Here is a 15,032-nt window from a genome sequence, read left to right on the forward strand (position 1 = left end):
GAGACGTTCAAAGGAATATTCATAGGTCTGGATGTCACCAGCTCCCATAAAGACATAAACGGCATTATCGTGGTCAAGAAGTGGAGAAACATTATCCACGTCAATAACCTTGGCCCGCTTCACAATCTTTTCAGCCAGATCCTCAACCTTAACATCGCCTTTGTCCACCTCACGCGCAGATCCGTAAATCTGAGCTAAATAGACTGAGTCGGCCTGATTGAGGGCTTCCGCAAATTCGTCCAGGAGAGCAATGGTCCGAGTGAAGGTGTGCGGCTGGAAGATGGCCACAATTTCCTTGCTTGGATATTTCTGACGGGCTGCATCCAAGGTTGCGATAATTTCTGTTGGATGGTGAGCAAAGTCATCAATAATGACTGTGTCGTTGACAATCTTTTCTGTAAAGCGGCGCTTGACTCCACTAAAGGTCTTGAGATGTTCCCTTACTAGATTCAAGTCAATACCTGCAATGTAGAGGAGACCGATGACCGCTGTCGCATTCATAATGTTGTGACGGCCAAAGCTTGGAATCTGGAACTCACCCAGCTCTTGCCCGCGGAAGGAAACTTTAAAGCCTGAACCACTTGTAGAGCGCAAGAGATCGTGAGCAACAAAGTCATTGCCTTCTTCCTTGAAACCATAGTAATAAATCGGCGCATTTGAAGTAATGCGGCGTAGTTGCTCGTCTTCTCCATAAACGAAGAGCCCCTTTGTAATCTGCTTGGCGTAATCATTGAAAGCATTAAATACATCTTCCAAGCTTGTGAAATAATCCGGATGATCAAAGTCGATATTGGTAATAATCGAATATTCCGGATGATATGGCATAAAATGACGCTCGTACTCGTCTGATTCAAAGACAAAATACTTAGCATTGGCAGAACCACGGCCTGTACCGTCACCAATCAGATAGCTAGTATCCGTGATATTGGAGAGAACATGGGAGAGAATCCCAGTTGTAGAGGTCTTCCCGTGGGCACCAGCCACTCCCAAGCTAACAAAGTCACGCATAAAGCCACCTAAAAATTCATGGTAGCGCTTGTAGCTAATACCATTGGCATCTGCATAGGCAATTTCCACATTGTTATCTGGACGGAAGGCATTACCGGCAATAATTTCAAAATCTGACTGGAGATTTTTCTCATCGAAAGGCAAAATAGGAATACCAGCCTGCTCCAGACCACGCTGAGTGAAATAATATTTATCAACATCGCTTCCTTGAACCTTATGGCCCATCTGATGCAACATCAAAGCCAAAGCGCTCATACCTGAGCCCTTAATTCCAATAAAATGATAGGTTTTCGTCATGATTACTCCTTAAATCTTAAATAACTGAAGCCTTATTGCCCTTGGACATCTGAACTCAACTTGGTGATGTCCAATTCCTGTGCTTTTTTATGCTTATTGTGTTTTTCTCGCTTCTTGCCCTTGTTATAGACTTGGCTGGTTTTGAGAAAATCGTAGTTATTCTTTTTCTTTTTTTCTGGATTCGTTGGTACTTCTATGAGAGGTTGAGACTGAACATCTGCTAATATGTAGCTATCTTGCTTTAGCTTATCACTGAACTTCGTCAACTCCCCTGAATTTTCCTTTTGGAAAGGGGCTGTTGGTTTAACTGGAGTCCCCTCAAGAGGAGTTGCTACCTTTCGACTACGAACCTTATTTGGGAGCTTGCTCGTCAAATAGGCAGCCGAACGTTTTTTCCTCAGATCAGCCCGAGCTTCCTCTCGTGCTTGCTCAGCATAGCGAATAGCTGGATCTTTCTTATCAATCGGCTTTTTAAAGTCCGTAACTGGGGCTTGCTTCTTTCTAGCTTTACTTACAGTTTGACTAGGAGCAGCATGAGCAGGATTTTCTGGCTTAGCAATCGGCATCCATTCTAAATAATTACGGTCTTGGTAGTCACCTTTAATGTTGCTAATCAGATCCAACTCATCGTACAAATTCATGTGCGGCATTTCTGTCAACATGATTTCGTCATCAGCGATTATAGGAAATTTGGTATTTGTCATAGCATATCCTTTCAACTCTTCATTATTATAAACTATTCAAACTTTTTTTCAAGCGATTCAGATGAAATTCCAAGAATTTCTCGAATTTCTTCCATTGAAAGACTGGAGCGAGACTCTGCCCCGTCCAGAATCGTTGAAACCAGATTTCGTTTAGTCTCCTGCAATTCTTGGATTTTTTCTTCAATGGTTCCTCGCGTAATCATGCGATAAACTTCGACATTCCGCTCCTGACCGATACGATGAGCCCGACCAATAGCTTGGGCTTCTACCGCAGGATTCCACCAAAGATCCACCAAAATAACTGTATCAGCACCAGTCAGATTGAGACCGACACCGCCGGCCTTGAGGGAAATCAGAAAGGCTGACCTTTCTCCTAGGTTGAAGGCTTTTGTCATCTCCTGCCGGTCTTTTGCCGGAGTCGAGCCTGTGATTTTGAAGGATTCCATCCCCATCTGACCCAGCTCTTCCTCAATAATATCCAACATTCCACGAAATTGTGAAAATATCAGAACACGATGATTGCCGCCTTGAATCTGCTCCAACAGCTCACGCAAACTCTCCAGCTTACCGCTTTCCCCGTCGTAATCATCCATAAAAAGCTTAGGAGTATCACAGATTTGACGGAGTCGCATAAGCCCAGACAAGATTTCAATTTTACTGCGATTGATTTCCTCCTCCGTTGCATGGAGGATTCGCTCCTGCATTTGCTTGAGCAGGGCTAGATAAATTGTTTTCTGGCTGTCTGCGAGTTCATTTCGGTAAGAAACCTCAATCAAATCAGGAAGTTCTTGCAAGACTTCTTCTTTCTTGCGCCTCATAACAAAGGGTTTGATATAGCGCGCAACTGTTTCTGCCGGCATCTTCAAAAAAGCTTTCTTGCTCGGTAATAAGCCCGGAAGGACGATCTGGAAAATAGACCAAAGTTCGCCGAGATGATTTTCAATCGGCGTGCCAGACAAGGCATAAGTCCGCTCCACCTCAAACGCCCTCAGATATTGAGCAATCTTGCTCTGATCATTCTTCATGACCTGTGCTTCGTCTAATATCAAATAGTCAAAATGAAGTCCTTTATACTCTTCAACATCTTGTCTGAAAGAAGCATAGCTGGTAATGGTAATCTGATGGTCTTCTGCAATCACAGCATCTCGAACATTTTTCAGTCCATACACAACAGCGACATCTAGGTCTGGAGCAAATTTGGCAAACTCATCGCTCCAGTTGTAAATTAGACTCGACGGTGCCAATATCAAAACTTTTTTAGACTTGGTCAAATGAGCAGCCAAGAAAGAAATGGTCTGAAGGGTCTTTCCCAAGCCCATGTCATCGGCTAGAATACCGCCGAATCCATATTTATTCAGCATGGATAGCCATTTCACACCCGTTTCTTGATAATCTCGAAGCTCTGCCTGAACTTTCAGCTTAGGCAGAGGAAAATCCTCAGGGTGGGTCAAATCATAAGCCAGCTGGCGAAAATCCTGCGACAAGTCAACTCTTTCCTGATCTTTGAACAATTCAGAGAGTTGATAGGCAGCCAAGCTATGCGTTTGGATGACCCCATTTCGGGAGTGTTTGCTTCTCAATTGTTGCAGGGTCTGGCTGATTCGCTTACTATTCTCATCAAAAATCACAACCTGACCCGTCTTGCTGATAAAGTAATCCTTTTGACTCATCAGCGAATCTAGGACATCATCTACTTCAGACTGGTCGATACCAGTAAAATCAAAGCCGATATCCAAGAGCCCTCCATTCATACTGATGGAAACCTTCGGAGGTGCTGTTTGTGATAGACTTTGCAGCTCATCTGACAAGTAGACATTACCCAATGCTCTAAAGCGCGGAATCAAGACAGAGAAGAAACGGTAAATTTCTTCGGGTCGTAAAGGCGGACGCTGGCTGATAAAATCATCTGCAAAACCTGCCTCCAGCATTGCTTTAAAAACTTGCTGTTCCCGCTCAAAATTGCTGGCAAAAGGCAACTTTCTTAGCGCCTCGCGACTGCTTACGGTCTGACTGCCATAATCAAAGACAAGATCCAGTAATACTTGCTTGTCAGCCCCTAAATAAAAATTGAAATCTACTGTGAAATCATGAATGAGCAGGCGCTCAGGTGCTGTCACACGGCCAATTTTTTCGAACTCGAGCAAGCTTACTGCTAGTTTGGACTGCTCAGACACATCAAACTGCAGACGCTTGACGCGCTCTTGCTCAATCGGCAATTCCTGTAATGCCTTGACTAACTTGGTCTGCTGAGCTGTCAGTTGATAGAAGGTCTGATTATGAAAGAGAAATTGACCTCCATAGAGCAGCTTATAATTCTTTTCTGATATCAGCAGTTCAAAATAGTTTTCCCGCTCTTGCACCTCAAACTGATAAATCTCCGCCTCTTCATGCAAGTCTTGGAAAAATACCTCAGCATAATCATAAAAGCTATATTCCAGACGAAATGAAGCGAGATTCATCAAGCGAGTCACGCCTTCCTCAAAAAGACTAGCTGGAAAATAAAGGTGCCGTCCAGCATTGGGAAAGACCAACGAAGAGTCCTGCCCCTTATAATCCGTCACCAAGCCTCGTAAAAATTCTAGTAGATCTTGACTGGCTTCATCAAAATTCTCCATTCGAATAGGCTCATAGTAGTTCTTACCAATTTGATAATGTCCACCCTTATTCAAGGTTCTCAAAAAGGACAAAATATCACGCACTAAATAAGAGCGCTCATCCGGCAGCCGACTAATCCGCAGGCTCCATAAAAATTGTCCTGTGTAAGTATCTTCCTGTCCAGTCGCTGATAGCTCATAGCGGATTTGCTGACTAGATTTATCTAGCAAAATCTTATCCAAAAAAAGACTACCAAAAGAAACCAATTTCTGGGCTTCCTGACTAGAAGACTCTTTTTCTGTCATCTTCGCCAGCAGATCTTTACCCGCCGAATCATTTTTCAAAAAATATTCCAAGGCAGCCAGATGGGCACAGTACTTCTTCTTTTGAAAAAAATCACAGGAACAGAAAACTGCATCATCATCCAGACTATAGCGTAGATTGTACTGATCCACGCGCGTGTATAAAAAGGAATCTTTGACGTCAAGAATTTCGACTTTTTTGCTGTCACAGAGGGCAATTCCTTCCGTTCGAATTTTACCAGGAATTAATTTAGCCATACCTACCACCTAACATTTATCCCTTTATTATACCATAGGACAGCTATAAAAATAAAATAGAATTTCTTTATTTGTAAACATTCTTTGAAGTAGAGTGAGCGTGAATCTTGTCTTCAATAAAAGAGGCTGGGACAAAAGTCCTAGCCTCCCAATTATCTTTGGATTATCGAGCAAGACGCAGTGGTTGAGTGGGCTCTACTAGGCTGATTTCATCAGCTTTTACAGCCCTACTCAACTGTGCGGAGGTGGGACGACGAAATCGAATTCTAACGAATTACCGATTTCTGTCCCACTTGTCCCACTCTCTTTCTACATTATTTTACTTCTAACAAACCGATATCTCCATCTTCACGACGATAGATAACATTCGTTGTACTATCTTCAACATCTGTGTAGATGAAGAAGTCGTGTCCCAATAAATCCATTTGCAAAATCGCTTCATCTAGATCCATTGGTTTCAAATCAATATGCTTAGAACGTACTACTTTTGAAGATGCTGTATCAGCGTCTTCTACTAAAGCATCAGTGAACAACTGGCTAGTTGCAACTTTGTTCCGATTTTTCTTTTCAATCTTTGTCTTATTCTTACGAATCTGACGTTCAATCTTATCGACAACTAAGTCAATAGATCCGTACATGTCTTGTGAAACATCTTCTGCCCGAAGGGTAATTGAGCCAAGAGGAATGGTTACTTCGACTTTCGCCGTCTTCTCCCGGTACACTTTCAAATTTACCCGTGCATCAAGTTCTTGCTCTGCTTGGAAATACTTCTCAATCTTCTCAAGTTTAGAAACTACGTAGTCACGGAGAGCATCAGTTACTTCTAGGTTTTCACCACGGATACTATATTTAAGCATATAAGTACCTTCTTTCTAAACATAAATGTTTTATTTACAATATCATTATAACGCTTTCATTCCTTTTTTGCAAATATTTTCTTATCTTGCGAGTGAAAATGTCAAAACTTCTTTCACACCTGCTTCCAGCAATAATTCTCGAGCCAATTGCAAGGTTTTTCCTGTCGTATACACATCGTCTATCAGTAAAATTTTATCTGGCAGACAGACATCTTTTACCAATGTGAAACATTGCTGGCTGTTTAAACGTTCCTCGCGATTTTTACTGGATTGAGCAAGCGCATCCTGCTTTTCAAGCAAATGTTGATAAGGCAAACCAGCAGCTTGCAAGAAGCCTTCTACCTGATTAAAACCCCGACTTTGGTATTTTTCAGGACTGACCGGAATAGGAACTAAAGTATATTTTTTGAAGTTTCTGAGACTTTTTTTGATGACTTCCGCAAACACAAATCTCAGAAGATAATCCCCTTGAAATTTGTATTTGCTAAAGAAATCCTTCATCAAATCATTATAAAGAAAGCAAGCCTGATGCTGCACTAAATAGCCTTGCGCTTCCCATATTTGACAATCCGAGCAGACTTCTACTTCCACTTCCCCATCCTTCCAGCAACGTGGGCAATGGATAGAGGAAATCGCTTCAAATCCCGCTCGACAATGGTTACAAATTGTATTTAGCTCTTTTTGCAATAAAATCAAGGAAGAAAAAGTCCTATTTTCTTCGACTGCTTGGCTGCATAACAGGCAATTTTTCATAGGCCAGCCTCCTTGTTCATCAGTTTGATTTCACGAATCGCTTTTTCGATTGAACGTGTAGTGCCGTCGTGAAAAAAGAATAAATCTCCCGTCGGCCTCTCCATACTACGTCCCACTCGACCAGAAATCTGCACCAAGGCGCTACGGCTAAAGAGACGATGGTTGGCCTCCAGAACAAAGACATCTACACAGGGAAAGGTCACACCACGCTCTAAGATGGTCGTCGTGACCAAAATGGTAATTTCTCGCTTGCGAAACTCTCCAACGATTTCTAAACGATTTTCAGTTGTTGAAGCTACAAAACCGACTCTTTCCGCTGGAAAGATCTCCTCCAAAACTTGCGTAAATTCCTGACCTCTTTTGATTTCTGAAGCAAAGATCAGCAAAGGAAAGCCTGTTTTCCTCTGTCTCTCGATATACTTCTTCAATTTAGGCGATAGTTTCTTTTTTGCTAGATACTTTTGAAAATCCGCCAGCCAAATTTTTTGGGGTACAATCAAAGGATTGCCATGGAAGCGCCGAGGAAGACTAAGTCGTTTTAATTCTCCTTTTTTAACTTTTTTATCCAGTTCATCCGTCGAAGTGGCAGTTAAGAAAATTGTCGTTCCCTCCTCCTTGACCGACTGCTCCACGGCATGGTAGAGCACAGGATTGTCAACATAAGGAAAAGCATCCACTTCATCCACAATCAGCAAATCAAAGGCTCGATAAAATTTAAGAAGCTGGTGGGTAGTAGCAATGACCAAGGGACTACGAAAATACGGCTCGGATTCGCCATGCAAAAGCGAAATTGGGCAAGCAAAATCTAGCTTAAGGCGACGATAAAGCTCTAAACAGACATCGATCCGAGGACTGGCTAGGCAAACGGCACCTCCGCGATCAATCACTTCTGCAATCACCTGATAAATCATCTCCGTTTTGCCTGCACCAGTCACCGCATGGACTAGGCTATTCTGCTTTTGAGCAACTGACTCTAAGAGTCCCTGAGAAACTTTTTCTTGAAAGGTCGTTAATTGTCCCTGCCACTTGAGTACCTGATTTTCTGGAAAGTCTTCCTGCGGAAAATAATAAAGTTCTTGGTCACTCCGGACTCGCCCCAAAATCACACATTCCCTGCAATAATAGGCATTGACAGGTAGTTGGTAGTTCTCCTTGTCCACTTGAGAGCCACAGCGGCTGCAGAATAACTTTCTCCTTTCCTCTCGCATACTGGGTAACTGCTGAGCCTGCATACGCAGCTCAGGACTGAGCTGATCTTTTGTAAATATCCTACCTAGGCAATCATTTTTTTCTAACATACTTTTTTATTCGTAAAACTTTTGGAAAAATCCATTTTTTTGTGTACAATAAAACTATGGAATATAGAACAATTAGCCAAGACGGCCAAGCCCAGGAAGAAATTAAAAAATCTCGTTTTATTTGCCATGCCAAGCGCGTTTACTCAGAAGAGGAAGCTCGGGATTTTATTGCTGCCATCAAAAAAGAGCACTATAAAGCCACTCATAATTGCTCTGCTTTTATTGTCGGAGAGAAAAGTGAAACCAAACGAACCAGTGACGACGGGGAGCCCAGCGGCACAGCGGGCGTTCCCATGCTCGGTGTCATGGAAAATCACCAGGTGACCAATGTCTGCTTTGTGGTCACACGCTATTTTGGCGGGATCAAACTAGGAGCTGGTGGACTCATTCGGGCTTATGCAGGCAGCGTTGCCTTGGCAATCAAAGAAATTGGTCTCATCGAAATCAAGGAACAGGTCGGTTTGCGCCTCAAAATGTCTTACAGCCAGTACCAAAACTTCGATAACTTTTTGAAAGCTGAAGATCTGATCGAATTTGATACAGAGTTCACAGATCTAGTTGCCACAACCATCTATATCGACAAGCAGGAAAAAGAACCACTAGAGCAGAAATTAATCGAGTTTTTCAATGGAAAAATCCAAATTGATGATCGAGGTTTGCGCGAGGTTGAAATTCCTTTAACAGTTGAATAATCTTAACAGCTAGGCCTAGTGATAAAGAATTTTTATCGTAGTCATAGCTTTTTTATATTTTACAAAGTGCCACTTTCAGCTTATACTAGTCTCATTAAAGTATTGAGGTAGGAAAAATGGCAAACATTTATCAAAATATCACAGAATTAGTTGGAAGAACGCCAATTGTTAAACTAAATAATATCGTTCCTGAAGGAGCAGCTGAGGTTTATGTAAAGTTAGAAGCCTTCAACCCTGGCTCTTCTGTTAAAGACCGGATTGCTCTCAGCATGATTGAGGCGGCTGAACGCGATGGCCTTATCAAGCCTGGCGACACTATTGTGGAAGCAACCAGCGGAAATACCGGTATTGGTCTTTCATGGGTTGGGGCAGCTAAAGGCTACAAGGTTGTCATTGTTATGCCAGAAACCATGAGTGTGGAGCGCCGCAAGATTATTCAAGCCTATGGAGCAGAGCTAGTTTTGACTCCAGGTAGCGAAGGAATGAAAGGAGCTATTGCCAAGGCAGAAGAAATCGCCCAAGAGCGCAAAGGCTGGTTGCCGCTACAATTTAACAACCCAGCCAATCCAGAAGTTCACGAACGAACAACAGGAGCAGAAATTGTCGCTGCTTTCGGTGAAACTGGACTGGATGCTTTTGTCGGTGGTGTTGGAACTGGTGGGACTATCTCTGGTGTTTCTCATGCTCTTAAAAAAGCGAATCCAAATGTCCAAATCTATGCGGTTGAAGCAGACGAATCTGCTATCCTTTCTGGTGAGAAACCAGGCCCTCACAAAATCCAAGGACTTTCAGCTGGATTCATTCCAGAAACCTTGGATACAGAAGCTTACGATGGCATTGTCCGCGTGACTTCTGAGCAAGCGCTAGAATTGGGACGCTATATTGGTGGTCAGGAAGGTTTCTTAGTAGGAATTTCATCTGCTGCAGCTATTTTTGCAGCCATTGAAGTCGCTAAAAAACTAGGAGCTGGTAAAAAAGTCCTTGCCCTAGCACCTGATAATGGTGAGCGTTACCTATCTACCGCTCTCTACGAATTTGACGCTTAATAGTGAAAAGAGTTAACAAAATTCCTACCCGTTTGGGTAGGAATTTTTTACTCTTTTTGTTCTTTCAGAAAAGCTTTGGCTTCCCTTATCCAGATTGGCAATTGCTTACCTAAGGGCGCGAAACCAATTTTACAGCGGTCGTTTGAAAAGCGGTGGCGTCTAGGGAGGCGGTGCTTTTCTTCTTCCAGAGTCCTCATGGACAGGCTGGCCTTACCAGAAAACTCGTCATAATCCACCACCTGCACGAGAACCTGATCCCCGATTTTTAAAATATCGTGAATATTGTCAATATAACCCGTCCGAATCTCAGAAATATGAATGAGGCCGATCAGACCACTTTCTAGTTCGACAAAGGCACCGTAGGGCTGAATTCCTGTAATTTTGCCCTTTAACTTATCTCCGATTTTCATTAGTCTATAACCTCAATCGTCTCAATGACAACATCCTCAAGTGGTTTATCCATTGAAGCTGTCTCAACTGCTGCGATCTTGTCCAGAACTTCATAAGATGCCTCATCCACCAGTTGACCAAACACAGTATGTCGACGGTCCAAATGCGGTGTCCCGCCCTTGCTAGCATAAACTTCAGCGATTGGCTTCGGCCATCCTCCCCGAGTCAATTCCTTGGTTGAATAAGGAAGACTGTTATTTTGGACAATAAAGAACTGACTGCCATTGGTATTTGGTCCAGCATTCGCCATGGAAAGAGCCCCACGAATATTGTAAAGCTCAGGTGAAAACTCATCTTCAAAGCGTTCGCCGTAGATGGACTCTCCGCCCATACCAGTACCCGTCGGATCGCCACCTTGAATCATAAAATCTTTGATAACTCGATGGAAGATTACTCCGTTATAGTAGCCATCCTTTGATAAGGCGATAAAGTTGGCAACTGTTTTGGGTGCTTGCTCTGGGAAGAGTTGAATCTTCAGTTCACCATGATTTGTCTTGATCTTTGCAACTGGGCCTTCAACCTCGTCAAGATGGAGCTGTGGGAAGATTAATTCTTTCTCCACCATGCCCAATTGCTCTAAGGCGTCAAAGATGCCGTCTTCTTCGACCGTTTTTGTAACAAAATCAGCTTTTTTCTGTAGCTCTTCATCGGAAACTCCCATAGCAATACTGAGACCTGCATAGTCAAATAATTCTAAATCATTGAGTCCATCACCAAAAACTAAAACATTTTCTGGCTTGAAGCCTAGGTGTTCCACTACCTTGGTAACACCGGCTGCCTTTGAACCTTCTTTCGGTACGACATCCGATGAATGCTCATGCCAACGTACCATACGGAGAGACTTGGCCAAATCTTCTGGCAACTGCAAACTGTCACCTACATCCTCAAAAGTCCACATTTGATAGATTTCATGATCTTGGTAAAAATCAGGATTGACAGCCAGATCTGGATAAATGATATCAATTGCTGACGAAATCATAGGATTGCGAACAGACAGAGCCGCTTCGTGACTGCCTACCAAACCGTACTCAATGCCCACTTCCTTGGTCCAAGCGTTATAGGATTCCACACACTCTTGTGGAATGACCGTTTTTGCAATGACTTCGCCTTTTCGATTTTCAACATAAGCCCCATTCAAGGTAACAAAAAAATCAGGATCCAAGGCACGAATTTCTGGAACGACTCCAAAAATGCCACGACCAGAAGCAATTCCTGTCAGAATTCCCTTTTCTCTCAGCTGCTTAAATACAACTTTGATCGACTCTGGGATGAAGCCCGTTTCCTTGACCCGCAAGGTATCATCGATATCAAAGAAAACAATCTTAATCTTTTTCGCCTTATATTTTAATTTTGCCTTCATATCTTCCTCTTTCAATTTGATCTCTTCTATTATATCATTAAAAGTCGTCTTGCGGTACAAGGTGATGCTGAAAAGCGTAGACGACTGCCTGGGTTCGATCGCTCACTTCCAGCTTGGATAAAATATTGGACACATGCGTCTTGACCGTTTTCAAGGAAATAAAGAGCTCATCAGCAATCCGCTGGTTTTCATAGCCCTTGGCTAGAAGCCCCAAAATATCCCGCTCTCGCGCTGTCAAATCCTCGTAAAGCTCTATATGATTTCGATGGTATTCGACCTTCTTGCTGACTTCTGTTTCAATGGCAAACTCACCCTTTGCAACCTTTCTGACAGCGTGGAGAATTTCATCCGCACTGGAAGTCTTCAACATATAGCCACGGGCACCAGCATCCAAGACAGGATAGATTTTTTCATTGTCCAGATAGGAAGTCAAAATCAAAATCTTTGCCTCTGGCCATTCTTTCAAGATAGCCAAGGTGGCATCAATGCCACTCATCTCTGGCATGACGATATCCATCATAATCACATCTGGACGGCTTTCCAAAGCCTTTTCGACACCTTCTCTACCATTTGTAGCCTCTGTTACTTCTTCAATATCGTCCTGTAATTCAAAAAAGCTTTTCAAGCCCAATCTGACCATTTGATGGTCATCCACTAGTAATATTCTCATCTTTTTTCCCTTCTAACAATGGAACACTGATTTCGATAGAAACTCCTTTTTTGGGAGCCGTCAGAATCTTCAAGGTTCCAGCCATATCATGCACTCGATCTTCAATATTTTTCAAACCATAACTCATGTCAGCCAAGCTAGTCGGATCAAAACCGATTCCGTCATCAGAAACCTTGAGTTTGAGTCTATTTGGCGTCTGATAGAGATAGATGTCCAGACGACTGGCCTGTGCATGGCGCAAGGTATTATTGATGATTTCTTGGATAATCCTAAAAATATGCTCCTCTATCTGCTTGGGCAGGCTGACCACCTCATGCTTAAACTGGACAGTCAAGTCCGACTTATCTGTCAACTCTTTGATTAAGACATTCATGCCCTCTACCAAGGTCCGATTTTCCAACTCTGTCGGACGTAAATGTAAGAGCAAGATCCGCAAGTCTTTTTGCGCTGTATCTAGAATGTCTGCAATTCCCTTTAACTGCTGCTGGAGATTGCCTTTATCCAGACGCTCCACATTTCCAGCAACGCCTGAGAGAATCATATTGGCAGCAAATAGCTCCTGACTGACCGTATCATGCAAATCGCGAGCAATCCGCCTGCGTTCTTTTTCAATAATCTTCTCTTCAGCCTGTAAAGCCTGATTCTCAGATTTCTGCAAATTTTCGGTTAGACTATCCACCTTTTCTTTCAAGTGGACGAAAGAATCATCTAATTCTGCCTGCCCGGTTTCTTGTATGCCCCTGCCTTCTAAAATAGCTTTTAAATTCTTTTGAACTTGAGAAAGGGACAGATGCTGAAGGAAGCGCGCAGCAGCGGCCAAGAAAATAGTTAGCGCTAAGCCCAGAACCAGAACAAAAAAGGCAAAGGACTGGAGCAGTTCCAGATTATTCAGCAGCTTTTGCCATTCTAAATTAAAAAGATTAAAAATGTAATGAAAGATAATCCCTAAAACGAAGAAGGTATAGAGAAAAATGACCAAATAACTTGTTTTTTTCACTTTCTAACAACCTCCACATTTCCTAAAAAGCTGACCAAGACAATTTTTACTGTTTTGCTGGCTCGCTTATAGTCAGGCGTTGTCAACGAAATCGTTTCATTGCGCAGCTTGCGTGGCGGATGATTTAAAAAATTCAAGTCTCCGTATAGGGTATTGATCTGAAGCTGAATTTCCACATCCAAAGGAATGACGATCTTGGTATCCCCAAAGCCCTTGCGAATCACGATCACATTATCATGATTAACCACAATGACATCCTCTAAATGAATGGTATCCTTTCCCATCATTCTTAAAAGGTTGATATCATGAAACTGGCAGTCATCCTTTGAGAAATGCTGTAAATCTCCCAACCAACGATTTTTTTCAGCCCGAACTTCGGTCGCATCTTCAAAGAAAAGATGAGTCTCTTGATTTTCCTTGTACAGATAAGGATAGGCTACGATCATGCCGTAAATCAAGGCAAAGAGCACAGCGGCTATAACGTAAGGATTGAGCATGACAATGAAAAAGAAGACAATCATAGTCGCGACTAACAGCGAATTGCCTCTCTGCTTGCCGAAATAATAATATAAAAACAAGAGAAAGAGTAGCATGATGAGAACAACACGCGAAAAATCGGCAGCCAGCATGGTAACCAGCGCCATTGATAATAGAATCGCTTCAACAAAGATGAATAATTGAACTTTCCACATAGCTATTCCCTTCCTTACATCTCTATTGTAACAAAATTAAGCAAAAAAACCTCCGTCTGAGGCATGAAATGGAAAGATTATCCTATCTTTAGCAGCAGAACTTCTAGGCTCTAGACTTCTTTGCACTTTCCCTCTAAAAAGCAAAAAATCGCTTCAAATGCTGTTTAAGCAAAACAAACATTTAAAGCGATTTTTAGTTTATTTCTATTGTTCAGACAAGCTTAGAAATGGACTTGTGCTTCCAAGCCAAAATGGTCACTAACGATTGGACCACGTTGCCCATCAAAAACAACAGCAGATCTTTCAATATTGAAATCTTTACTTGTAAAGATATAATCAATTTTTAGAGCATCTTTGTTTCCTGCCCATCCAGCAATATCGCCTTCAACTGTCGCTGTACCAATTGTTTGGTCAGCCACCTTATGGCTGTCCTGAAGAACAAGCGGACTTTGAAGAATGTGCTGATAGCCTTCATAATCAACAGGATTGTTAAAATCACCCATGAGAACTAGCGGAGTCTCAACTTGCAAAAGCTCAGATTCAAACTTGGCCCATTCTTCTTGGAAGCCTTTATCCCACCAAGATAAGTGACAAGAAGCAACCGTGATGAGTTGACCATCAAGCTCTGTTTCTGCCAGTAAGACTTTACGCGTATGGTAGTCACTTGGATCATTGACATCAGACACCAAGAGTTCTCTTACCTTCAGGGGATTTCTGGACAGAATTGCAACCCCTTCATTATAAATATCAAACCCAATATGGTTATAAGCCCAAGACCAGTAATAGTCCAGACCTGCCTCAGCTAGCTTTTCAACCAGACGTAGGGCATAGTGGTCCTGGTGAATCGGAATGGCGCCATCTACCTCATAATAGAAGGGAGCCTGAACAACCTGTTCAGACTCCACTAATTGATTGACTTCCTGCAGGCAAATGACATCATATTTTTCTTGAAGAATACGCTCAGCTAGCTGATTTAGCTTGCTTTCTTGCTCTTCTTCCATCCAACTATGAGTATTTAAAGTCAGGAATTTTGCCATGATTTCTCTTTTCTAT

General features: G+C 42.5%; 14 protein-coding genes. 2 read left to right on the top strand and 12 right to left on the bottom strand.

Annotated elements, in window-relative coordinates; genetic code table 11:
- From murC to RWS39_RS04195, 6 genes are all read right to left on the bottom strand, one after another.
- A partial coding sequence (murC, locus tag RWS39_RS04170) for a UDP-N-acetylmuramate--L-alanine ligase (protein ID WP_314480802.1) occupies positions 1-1,305 on the bottom strand: 1,305 nt, incomplete at its 3' end.
- A 32-nt stretch (positions 1,306-1,337) separates the two neighbouring features.
- Complete coding sequence (locus tag RWS39_RS04175; protein ID WP_314480805.1) at positions 1,338-2,009, bottom strand: cystathionine gamma-synthase; 672 nt, start codon at positions 2,007-2,009, stop codon at positions 1,338-1,340.
- 32 nt (positions 2,010-2,041) lie between these two features.
- Complete coding sequence (locus RWS39_RS04180) at positions 2,042-5,164, bottom strand: DEAD/DEAH box helicase (RefSeq protein WP_314480808.1); 3,123 nt, start codon at positions 5,162-5,164, stop codon at positions 2,042-2,044.
- Positions 5,165-5,478: 314 nt separating this feature from the next.
- Positions 5,479-6,021 carry a ribosome hibernation-promoting factor, HPF/YfiA family gene (gene hpf / locus RWS39_RS04185; RefSeq protein ID WP_314480811.1) on the bottom strand — a complete coding sequence of 181 codons (543 nt, stop codon included), beginning with the start codon at positions 6,019-6,021 and terminating at the stop codon, positions 5,479-5,481.
- 81 nt (positions 6,022-6,102) lie between these two features.
- Positions 6,103-6,774 (bottom strand): ComF family protein, encoded by a 672-nt coding sequence (locus RWS39_RS04190; protein ID WP_314480814.1) that lies wholly within the window; start codon positions 6,772-6,774, stop codon positions 6,103-6,105.
- The gene (locus RWS39_RS04195; RefSeq protein WP_314480817.1) at positions 6,771-8,072 is read right to left on the bottom strand and encodes a DEAD/DEAH box helicase; all 1,302 of its coding nucleotides are present in this window, start codon (positions 8,070-8,072) and stop codon (positions 6,771-6,773) included. The genes RWS39_RS04190 and RWS39_RS04195 overlap by 4 nt, the downstream gene beginning before the upstream one ends.
- A 56-nt stretch (positions 8,073-8,128) precedes the next feature.
- Here RWS39_RS04195 and RWS39_RS04200 point away from each other — a divergent pair, with 56 nt between their 5' ends.
- Both RWS39_RS04200 and cysK read left to right on the top strand, forming a co-directional pair.
- Complete coding sequence (locus RWS39_RS04200) at positions 8,129-8,764, top strand: YigZ family protein (RefSeq protein WP_314480820.1); 636 nt, start codon at positions 8,129-8,131, stop codon at positions 8,762-8,764.
- Between the two features lie 116 nt (positions 8,765-8,880).
- Complete coding sequence (cysK, locus tag RWS39_RS04205; RefSeq protein WP_314480822.1) at positions 8,881-9,810, top strand: cysteine synthase A; 930 nt, start codon at positions 8,881-8,883, stop codon at positions 9,808-9,810.
- A 47-nt stretch (positions 9,811-9,857) separates the two neighbouring features.
- On the opposite strand, the gene RWS39_RS04210 is transcribed toward cysK, so the two are convergent.
- The 6 genes from RWS39_RS04210 to RWS39_RS04235 all read right to left on the bottom strand — a co-directional run bounded on the left by RWS39_RS04210 (position 9,858) and on the right by RWS39_RS04235 (position 15,016).
- On the bottom strand, positions 9,858-10,220 hold the full coding sequence (locus RWS39_RS04210) for a S1 RNA-binding domain-containing protein (RefSeq protein WP_005591890.1): 363 nt from the start codon (positions 10,218-10,220) through the stop codon (positions 9,858-9,860).
- Entirely contained in the window at positions 10,220-11,620 is a 1,401-nt protein-coding gene (locus RWS39_RS04215) for a bifunctional Cof-type HAD-IIB family hydrolase/peptidylprolyl isomerase (RefSeq protein WP_314480823.1), read from the bottom strand. Before RWS39_RS04215 ends, RWS39_RS04210 begins: the two co-directional genes overlap by 1 nt.
- Positions 11,621-11,657: 37 nt before the next feature.
- A complete protein-coding gene (locus RWS39_RS04220; RefSeq protein WP_061910469.1) occupies positions 11,658-12,290 on the bottom strand; it encodes a response regulator transcription factor in 633 nt (210 codons plus the stop codon).
- On the bottom strand, positions 12,268-13,287 hold the full coding sequence (locus RWS39_RS04225; protein WP_314480828.1) for an envelope stress sensor histidine kinase LiaS: 1,020 nt from the start codon (positions 13,285-13,287) through the stop codon (positions 12,268-12,270). Before RWS39_RS04225 ends, RWS39_RS04220 begins: the two co-directional genes overlap by 23 nt.
- On the bottom strand, positions 13,284-13,979 hold the full coding sequence (gene liaF / locus RWS39_RS04230; RefSeq protein ID WP_045500900.1) for a cell wall-active antibiotics response protein LiaF: 696 nt from the start codon (positions 13,977-13,979) through the stop codon (positions 13,284-13,286). The genes RWS39_RS04225 and liaF overlap by 4 nt, the downstream gene beginning before the upstream one ends.
- A gap of 221 nt (positions 13,980-14,200) precedes the next feature.
- Positions 14,201-15,016, bottom strand: a complete 816-nt coding sequence (locus tag RWS39_RS04235; protein ID WP_125447243.1) for an endonuclease/exonuclease/phosphatase family protein — start codon at positions 15,014-15,016, stop codon at positions 14,201-14,203.
- Between the last annotated feature and the right edge of the window lie 16 nt (positions 15,017-15,032).

It is taken from the genome of Streptococcus cristatus (assembly GCF_963529205.1).
Classification (GTDB): Bacteria; Bacillota; Bacilli; order Lactobacillales; family Streptococcaceae; genus Streptococcus; species Streptococcus cristatus_O.

Bases quoted from the DNA above. Each gene is read 5' to 3' on its own strand.
- RWS39_RS04175 (WP_314480805.1), bottom strand. From the start codon at position 2,009: ATGACAAATACCAAATTTCCTATAATCGCTGATGACGAAATCATGTTG.
- RWS39_RS04180 (WP_314480808.1), bottom strand. From the start codon at position 5,164: ATGGCTAAATTAATTCCTGGTAAAATTCGAACGGAAGGAATTGCCCTC.
- hpf (WP_314480811.1), bottom strand. From the start codon at position 6,021: ATGCTTAAATATAGTATCCGTGGTGAAAACCTAGAAGTAACTGATGCT.
- RWS39_RS04190 (WP_314480814.1), bottom strand. From the start codon at position 6,774: ATGAAAAATTGCCTGTTATGCAGCCAAGCAGTCGAAGAAAATAGGACT.
- RWS39_RS04195 (WP_314480817.1), bottom strand. From the start codon at position 8,072: ATGTTAGAAAAAAATGATTGCCTAGGTAGGATATTTACAAAAGATCAG.
- RWS39_RS04200 (WP_314480820.1), top strand. From the start codon at position 8,129: ATGGAATATAGAACAATTAGCCAAGACGGCCAAGCCCAGGAAGAAATT.
- cysK (WP_314480822.1), top strand. From the start codon at position 8,881: ATGGCAAACATTTATCAAAATATCACAGAATTAGTTGGAAGAACGCCA.
- RWS39_RS04210 (WP_005591890.1), bottom strand. From the start codon at position 10,220: ATGAAAATCGGAGATAAGTTAAAGGGCAAAATTACAGGAATTCAGCCC.
- RWS39_RS04215 (WP_314480823.1), bottom strand. From the start codon at position 11,620: ATGAAGGCAAAATTAAAATATAAGGCGAAAAAGATTAAGATTGTTTTC.
- RWS39_RS04220 (WP_061910469.1), bottom strand. From the start codon at position 12,290: ATGAGAATATTACTAGTGGATGACCATCAAATGGTCAGATTGGGCTTG.
- liaF (WP_045500900.1), bottom strand. From the start codon at position 13,979: ATGTGGAAAGTTCAATTATTCATCTTTGTTGAAGCGATTCTATTATCA.
- RWS39_RS04235 (WP_125447243.1), bottom strand. From the start codon at position 15,016: ATGGCAAAATTCCTGACTTTAAATACTCATAGTTGGATGGAAGAAGAG.